Origin of the sequence: Microbacterium sp. 69-7, from assembly GCF_001897985.1 — a bacterium.
GTDB lineage: Bacteria > Actinomycetota > Actinomycetes > Actinomycetales > Microbacteriaceae > Microbacterium > Microbacterium laevaniformans.
This window is the reverse complement of the sequence record NZ_MKRU01000081.1, coordinates 1-7,511: the sequence shown is the minus strand read 5'-3', so window position 1 is coordinate 7,511 and position 7,511 is coordinate 1. Positions and strand designations below refer to the sequence as shown.

Sequence of the window (7,511 nt, the reverse complement as noted above, 5' to 3'; positions counted from 1 at the left end):
TCGTACTCCCAACGGGCGCTCACGGCCAGCCGGTCGGCCGTGTCGCCGAGCGCGGCGGCATCCATCCCCCACTCGCGCAGGGTCGTCAGTGTCCAGGTCGTCGCGGTGTACGGCTGACCGGGAATCTCATCCTGGGTGGCGAAATCGAAGCCGTCCGGAAAGAAGGCGCCGCCCGCCCACTGTCCGTCGGGGTCCTGATACGAGAGCAGACGCGCGCCGTCGCCCTCGAGAGGGATTCGGGCGCGCGTCGCGCGCCACACCTCGGCGGGTTCGTCCAGGAGGGCGCGCTCGACCTGCCATCGCAGCGTGGGGTCCGAATCGAGCAGCCAGTCCCGAACGCTCTCGTCGATCATGCGCACACCCCTCCCTCGCCAGACCCGCGCGCCTCACCGCGCCCGTTGGACGGGAACACCGAGCCAGTCGGCCAGATCACCGATCTCGGCGTCCACCATCTCGCGCTCCTCGGGTTCGAGCTCGATGAACTCGTGCACGGCGGTCACCACGAGGTTCTCTTTCTTCTTGTCCAGCTCGGCATCCAGAAGACCGACGAAGCGATCACCCACGAGGATCGGGTGTGCGAAGTATCCGTAGCGACGTTGGGCCTTGGGCTTGAACTGCTCCAGCACGAAGGAGAACTCGAAGAGCTCGGTCAACCGTGGACGGTCGAAGAGCATGCCGTCGTACGGATTGAGGATCGCCACCCGACCTCCGGCGTCGTCGTCGAGCGCGGCGAGTGCTGCCGGATCGACCCGCCATGACCATGACGATCCCTCGACCGTTGCCGGCTCTCCCACGGTGCCCACCGGCGTCCATCGCGAGTTCTGCCGCGCGATGCCGGCGGCCTGCAGCCGGCGCTGCTGCAACACGCGCGCCGCCTCGTCGGGATCGATCACGGGCACGTCGGCGTACACCCGCTCACCCAGGTCCCACACACGCTGCCGGCCCGCGCGACCGACGACCGCCGCCTCGCCGACGTAGGACAGCAGGTCGAGCATCCGCGGCACCTGGTTCGAGCCGTACCAGCCGGCCTCGTCCTGGTGCGCGACCTGGCTCGTATCGTCGATCTGGCCCGCCAGCAACGGGCCGTCGGAGCGCAGGCGCGCGAGAACGTCTGCGCGAAAACGCGCATTCGCCTCCAACCAGCCCGCCGCCTGCGCTCGGAACACCCGCGCACGCATGCCTGCGAGCAGCGCAGGCCGCAGGGATGCCGCGTGGAACTGCCCGTCGAACTCGAACAGCGTCCGATCGTCCTCGACCGCCTTGGTGAGCTGGCCGGGTTCGTACCCCCAGCCGACCCGGGTGAACGGGATGGTCTGCTCAGCGGGCGCGATCGTGGCCGTGGGATCTTGATCGACCCGAGCTGTTCGCCGACTTCGACGACGTCTCCGGGGCGGTCGGCGTCGAGCAGCTGAGCGCGCACGGCGATGCGTCGCGCCTGCTCCCGACTCAGGTGATGCATGCCGCGAGCGTACTCGCCGTCACGGACACGCGCCGCCGCCCGTGCCGCCGTCAGGCCTCCGTGGCCGGTGCGAGTGCACTGTCGACGGCGACGCGCTCATCGAACACGAAGCAGTCGCCGCGGTAGTGCGCCTGCCCCTGCGCAGCGAACCACCCCAGGATGCCGCCATCGAGCTGCCAGGCCTCGATGCCCTCCTCGCGAAGGACGAGCGCAGCCTTCTCGCACCGGATGCCGCCGGTGCAGTAGCTGACGACCGTCTTGTTGCGCAGCTCGCCACGATGCGCGGCGACGGCATCCGGAAACTGCGTGAAACGCTTCAGCCGCCAGTCCAGGGCCCCTTCGAAGGCACCGTCGTCGACCTCGAAGGCGTTGCGGGTGTCGAGCATGACGACCTCGCGGCCCGCGTCGTCGTGCCCCTGATCGAGCCAGCGGCGCAGCGTCTCCGGCGAGACCGCCGGAGCGCGCCCCTCTGCCGGGCGGATCGTCGGGCGGTCCATCCGGATGATCTCCCGCTTGAGCCTCACCAGCATCTTGCGGAACGGCTGCGCGGAAGACCAGCTCTCGGTAGCCCGCAGCAGGGCGAAGCGAGGGTCGGCGCGAAGCTCGTCGAGGTAGGCGCGCAACGGCTCCGCCGCACCCGCCAAGAAGAGATTGATCCCTTCTTCAGCAAGGATGATCGTCCCCTTCAGCCCCGCCGCGACCGCCCGCTCCCGCAACGGCCCGCGCAGTTGCGCGGCATCCGTGAGCGCGGTGAACAGGTAGGCGGACACGTTGAGCACGGCGGGAGCGGCGGACACCGTTCGAGCCTACGGCGCGCTCACATGTCGGTCGGAGTCCACTCCGAGACCTCGTCGAGCTCGGCCGCCTCGTCGGCCGTCAGCTCGACGCGGCCGCCGTCGAGAAGGTCGGCGACCTGCGACAGCTTCGAGGCCGACGCAATCGGGGCGACCACGGTCGGCTTCGCGCGCAGCCAGCCGAGGGCGGTCGCGGCGATCGACACGTCGTGCGCGGCGCCGATCCGCTCGAGCGCCTGGATGATCTGAAGCCCCTGGGGGGTGGCGTAGACCGCGGCACCCTGCGCGCGCGGCGTGTCGTGGGCCGCGGCATCCGTCGAACGGTACTTGCCCGTCAGGAAGCCCTTCGCGAGCGAGAAGTACGGCACCAGCGACAGGCCGAACTCCTCGGCGACCGGCACGATGTCGTTCTCGGTCTCGCGGTGCACGAGGTTGTAGTGGGGCTGGATGGCGACGGGTTCGGCGACACCCAGCTCGCGCGCGATGCGCACCCACTCGCGGATGCGATCGGCCGAGTAGTTCGACACGGCGGTGTAGCGGACGAGACCGTCGGACACGAGCTGACCGAAGGCTGCGACCGTCTCCTCCAGGGGCGTGTCGGCGTCGTCGAAGTGCGCGTAGTACAGGTCGATCGACTCGACGCCCAGCCGCTCGAGCGACGCCTCCGCGGCGGCACGGACGGTGGATGCCGTGAGGCCCCTGAACTGCGGATGCTGGCTGACCTTGGTGGCCACGGTGACGTCGGTGTGGCCGCGCTCGGCGAGCCATGCGCCGATGATCGTCTCGCTCTCGCCTCCGGTGTGTCCCGGCGCCCAGGCGCTGTAGGAGTCGGCGGTGTCGATGAAGGTGCCGCCGCCGGCGTGGAACGCGTCGAGGATCCGGAAGGACTCCTCGCGGTCGGCCGTCCAGCCGAACACGTTGCCGCCGAGGGCGAGGGGGAAGACGTCGATGTCGGTGTGCGCGATGCGGGTCATGTTTCGATCCAACCACCGCCGTGGCGGAGGTGTTCCCCGGGTCTTACGCTGACGTCATGATCGGGGCTGCCGTGATGTGGTTCTTCCTGGTGATCCTCAGCGCGGCACCATTGTGGTTCTGCTGGTACGCCTGGGACACGGCGCGCCGACGCCGGCGAGGCGAGGCCGTCTCTCGGCCGTCCGGCGGCTCCTTCGGGTTCGACGAGGTCTGGCGTCCGAGCGTGGCAGAGGCGCAGGCGGTGTGGGAAGCCGAGCAGATCACTCCGGCCCCCGCCCCGATTCCCGGTGACGGCCCGGGCGTGATCGCGGACGGTCGCATCGTGATCGAGACCGGCCTTCGACCCCCCCGCGCCACCACCGCAGACCAGAGGCGTAGCCTGGAGGGGTGAGTATCGGGAACGGCCCCCGACGTGCGGGCCAGAGGGAGGTTATCGGCGAGCTCTTCGCCGATGAGAGGTGAGTTCGCCTCGGCGCCGTGAGCCGCGTGTCAGACGCCCCGGCACCGAACGTCGACCTCGCTTCACGGATGCCGCCAGGGCATCCGCTCTTACGACCTCACGAAAGGCATGCTCATGCACGCACTCACCGAAGCGCAGATCCGCGCATCGCTCATCAACGTCACCCAGTCCGAGCGCCGCAGCCTCACCCTCCCGAACGGCGTCTCCGACACACGCTGGGACGCGCTGCAGTTCTACGGCGCACGCGACCGCAAGCTCGCGCTGGTGGGTTACGTCGTCGTCGAACTCGACGGGGAACCGACCGGGCTGTTGCTGCGACAGGCCGACGCACGACCGAAGAGTCGCGCGCAGTGCTCGTGGTGCAACGACATCCACCTGCCCAACGACGTGCTGCTGTTCACGGCGAAGCGCGTCGGCGACGCCGGACGGCGCGGCGACACGGTCGGCACGCTCGCCTGCGACCGCTTCCAATGCAACGAGAACGTGCGACGCCGCCCCGCGTCGGCATACATCGGGTTCGACGTCGAGGCCGCGCGCGCGACGCGCATCGCCGCGTTGCGCGAGAACGTCGAGGCCTTCGTGCGCAGCGTCCGCGACGGCCGTTGACCCATTCAGCGGAATGGATATCGAAAGCGTAGCGTTGTCATCATCATGCAACGTTTCGGAACTCTCTCGTTCGGCCACTACGGCCCCCTCGGCGGTGGTCGCGAGCTGACCGCCGGCGACATGCTGCACCAGGCGATCGATCTCGCCCAGGGCATGGACGACCTCGGCGTCAACGGGGTCGCCGTGCGGGTGCACCACTTCGCACGGCAGCAGGCAGCCCCGATGCCGCTCTTGGCGGCGATGGCCGCGAAGACGAAGCGGATCGAGGTCGGCACCGGCGTCATCGACATGCGCTACGAGAACCCGCTGTACCTCGCGGAGGAGGCGGCCGCGGTCGACCTCATCTCCGACGGTCGGCTGGCTCTCGGCGTCAGCCGTGGGTCACCCGAGACGGTCGTGCGCGGCTACGAGAAGTTCGGCTATTCGGCATCCGACCCGCGCGGTGCCGACCTCGCACGCGAGCACATGGACCTGTTCCTCCGCGCGATCGACGGCGAGGGTCTGGCCGAGCGCGACGCCAACTCGCCTTTCGGCGGCGGCCACGGAATGCAGCGCATCGAGCCGCACGCGCCGGGTCTGCGCTCGCGCGTCTGGTGGGGCGCGGGCTCGCGCGACACGGCCGAGTGGGCGGGACGCACGGGACTGAACCTGATGTCCTCGACCCTCGTCACCGAGGCCGACGGGCGCCCGTTCGACATCCTGCAGGCCGAGCAGATCGATCGCTTCCGCGCCGCGTGGGCGCAGGCGGGCCACGCCGGCACGCCGCGGGTCTCGGTGAGCCGATCGGTGTTCCCGATCACGACCGCGGAGGACGAGCTGTACTTCGGCCACAGCCAGGAGGGCGACGGCATCGGCTACATCGACGGCTTCCGTTCGACGTTCGGCAAGACGTATGCCGCCGCGCCCGACGTGCTCGTCGAGCAGCTGCTCCAGGATGCCGCGGTCATGTCCGCCGACACCCTGATGCTCACGATCCCCAGCCAGCTGGGTGTGGAGTTCAACCTGCGCATCATCGAGTCGTTCGCGACGCACGTCGCGCCCGCCCTCGGCTGGCAGTCGACGCTCGCGTCGGCCTGACCTCTCTCGCGCAGGGGTTTGGATCGCGCGGACAGGGCCGGGGCGACCTTGCGCCGAGGCTGACGATGACCGACGCTGGTCGTCATGAGCCGCGTGCGCCTGGACCTGAACATCTCTATCGATGGCTTCGCAACGACCACCGATCAGACCCCGGAGAACCCCTTCGGCGAGGATTGGGGGCGCCTGACCCGCGACTACACGGCGACGCGGACGTTCCGGGAGCGCGTCCTGCACGACGACACGGGCGCGGGGACCACCGGCGTCGACGACGCGTACGCGCAGCGCTACTTCGCCGACCTCGGCGCCGAGATCATGGGTGCGGGCATGTTCGGCCTGCACGAACACGGCGACGATCCTCAGTGGCGGGGCTGGTGGGGCGACGAGCCGCCCTTCCGGGTGCCCGTGTTCGTCCTCACGCACACGCCGCGTCCGCCCATCGAGATGGCCAACGGCACGAGCTTCCACTTCATCGAGGCGTCGGTCGAAGATGCCCTCGCCCAGGCGCGCGCCGTCGCCGCCGGCGGTGACATCCGTATAGGCGGAGGCGGAACGACCGCGCGCTCCTTCCTCGATGCCGGGCTGGTCGACGACCTGCACGTGGCCGTCGTGCCGATCATCCTCGGCCGGGGCATCCGCCTCTGGGACGACCTGCGCGGCCTGGAGAACGGGTACGAGGTCCGCGCCGAGGCGGCCGAAAGCGGCGTGACCCACCTCACGTTCCGCCGCTGAGGCATCGGGAAGGCAGCCGCAGATGCGCCGGGCGATCGCCGTCATCGCACTGCTCACGCTCGTGGCGAGCCTCGCCGCGTGCGCGCGCCTTCGGGTGGATCCACCCGCGCCCTCCCCTGCCACAGCAGGAGCCCCCGTCGGCAAGTCGGAGCATCAGCTCACCGTCGACGGCCACGACCGGTCGTATCGGCTGTACGTGCCCGCTCATCCCTCCGCGCCGGCCGCACTCGTCGTCATGCTGCACGGCGGCTACGGGTCGGCTCAGCAGGCCGAGGCGTCGTACGGATGGGACCGGATCGCCGACGAGCACGGCGTCGTCATCCTCTACCCCAACGGCGACGGCCGGGCCTGGAATGCAGGTGGGGGATGCTGCGGCTCGTCCGCCCGCGACGGCACCGACGACGTGGCGTTCATCGCCGCGGCGGTTGCCGATGTGCAGAAGCGGGTTTCGATCGACGCCGGGGCCGTCTTCGCCGCCGGCATGTCCAACGGCGCGATGATGGCCTACCGACTCGCGTGCGAGACGACGCTCTTCGCCGCGATCGGCCCCGTGTCCGGAACGAGGCCGGTCGGGCTGGAGTGCACCGCTCCCGCCCCGATCTCGGTGATGGCCGTGCACGGTGTGGACGACACCCGTGTGCTCTACGACGGGGGCGCGTCCACCGTCGGCACCGCGCGGATCGACGCCACCGCACAACAAGATGTGCACGCGCTCTGGGCGCGAGCGGCCTCGTGCGAAGAGGACGTCACCACCTCGGCACCGCCGCTGACCACCGAGACCGCCGCCTGCCCCGACTCCCGCACGGTACAGCTCGTCAGCATCGCCGGGTACGGCCACGAATGGCCCTCACCCGACGGCGGATCCACGCCCCAGGGCGAGCAGGTCTACCGGGGATGGGATGCCACCGCGCAGCTGTGGTCGTTCTTCGACACGCACCGACGAGCGGCATCCGGCTGAGCGGAGACGAACGATGAAGACGAACGATGAAGGCGACCGTCGCATCCCCCCAGACCGACAGTCGCCTTCATCGTATCGCTGCCCGGCTTCGGGCGCCGGATCGCTTAGTCACGACGCTACGTCTTCGAGACGCAGACGCCCAGTGAATATGGCCAATCTTGCGCCAACCTGCACATTCGGTTGAATAGAGCGCTCTTGCGGCCTCGCGAGCCGCTCGGAGCGCACGGATCTTGCGCAAGTCTTGAGGAAGTCCATCTTGACGAGAAGTCAACAGCTCGCTACCGCGTCTGACCGACCGAGAGTCCGAGAACGGGATAGAGCACGGTGAAGCCCTCGACCAGACCGAGCTTCAACGCGTCCCCGGTGTGCCCGACGCCCGGGATATCGTAGCGGGTGACGGCCATCCCCGCCTTCCGCGCGGCCGCAGCGAGGGTGTCGGCGTGCGCCATGTATGCG

8 protein-coding genes and 1 pseudogene are annotated in these 7,511 nt (G+C 69.6%); 5 read left to right on the top strand and 4 right to left on the bottom strand.

Features of this window, described 5'->3' with window-relative positions; genetic code table 11:
- The 4 genes and pseudogenes from BGN98_RS07595 to BGN98_RS07580 form a co-directional block, all read right to left on the bottom strand.
- Positions 1-353, bottom strand: a pseudogene (locus BGN98_RS07595) (squalene cyclase); the annotation flags it as partial.
- Between the two features lie 33 nt (positions 354-386).
- A complete protein-coding gene (locus BGN98_RS07590) occupies positions 387-1,310 on the bottom strand; it encodes a DNA glycosylase AlkZ-like family protein (RefSeq protein ID WP_288120605.1) in 924 nt (307 codons plus the stop codon).
- Positions 1,311-1,509: 199 nt separating this feature from the next.
- Positions 1,510-2,256 carry a sulfurtransferase gene (locus tag BGN98_RS07585; RefSeq protein WP_288120603.1) on the bottom strand — a complete coding sequence of 249 codons (747 nt, stop codon included), beginning with the start codon at positions 2,254-2,256 and terminating at the stop codon, positions 1,510-1,512.
- A 20-nt stretch (positions 2,257-2,276) separates the two neighbouring features.
- The gene (locus BGN98_RS07580) at positions 2,277-3,227 is read right to left on the bottom strand and encodes an aldo/keto reductase (RefSeq protein ID WP_288120601.1); all 951 of its coding nucleotides are present in this window, start codon (positions 3,225-3,227) and stop codon (positions 2,277-2,279) included.
- A gap of 56 nt (positions 3,228-3,283) precedes the next feature.
- On the opposite strand from BGN98_RS07580, the gene BGN98_RS07575 reads away from it, so the two are divergent.
- The 5 genes from BGN98_RS07575 (at position 3,284) to BGN98_RS07555 (ending at position 7,055) form a co-directional block, all read left to right on the top strand.
- The gene (locus BGN98_RS07575) at positions 3,284-3,616 is read left to right on the top strand and encodes a hypothetical protein (protein ID WP_204947632.1); all 333 of its coding nucleotides are present in this window, start codon (positions 3,284-3,286) and stop codon (positions 3,614-3,616) included.
- A 183-nt stretch (positions 3,617-3,799) separates the two neighbouring features.
- Positions 3,800-4,291, top strand: coding sequence for an FBP domain-containing protein (locus BGN98_RS07570; RefSeq protein WP_288120598.1), 492 nt, complete (start codon positions 3,800-3,802; stop codon positions 4,289-4,291).
- A 45-nt stretch (positions 4,292-4,336) separates the two neighbouring features.
- A complete protein-coding gene (locus BGN98_RS07565) occupies positions 4,337-5,368 on the top strand; it encodes an LLM class flavin-dependent oxidoreductase (RefSeq protein WP_288120597.1) in 1,032 nt (343 codons plus the stop codon).
- Positions 5,369-5,452: 84 nt separating this feature from the next.
- A complete protein-coding gene (locus tag BGN98_RS07560; protein ID WP_288120595.1) occupies positions 5,453-6,097 on the top strand; it encodes a dihydrofolate reductase family protein in 645 nt (214 codons plus the stop codon).
- Between the two features lie 22 nt (positions 6,098-6,119).
- On the top strand, positions 6,120-7,055 hold the full coding sequence (locus BGN98_RS07555) for an extracellular catalytic domain type 1 short-chain-length polyhydroxyalkanoate depolymerase (protein ID WP_288120593.1): 936 nt from the start codon (positions 6,120-6,122) through the stop codon (positions 7,053-7,055).
- Positions 7,056-7,511 lie beyond the last annotated feature (456 nt).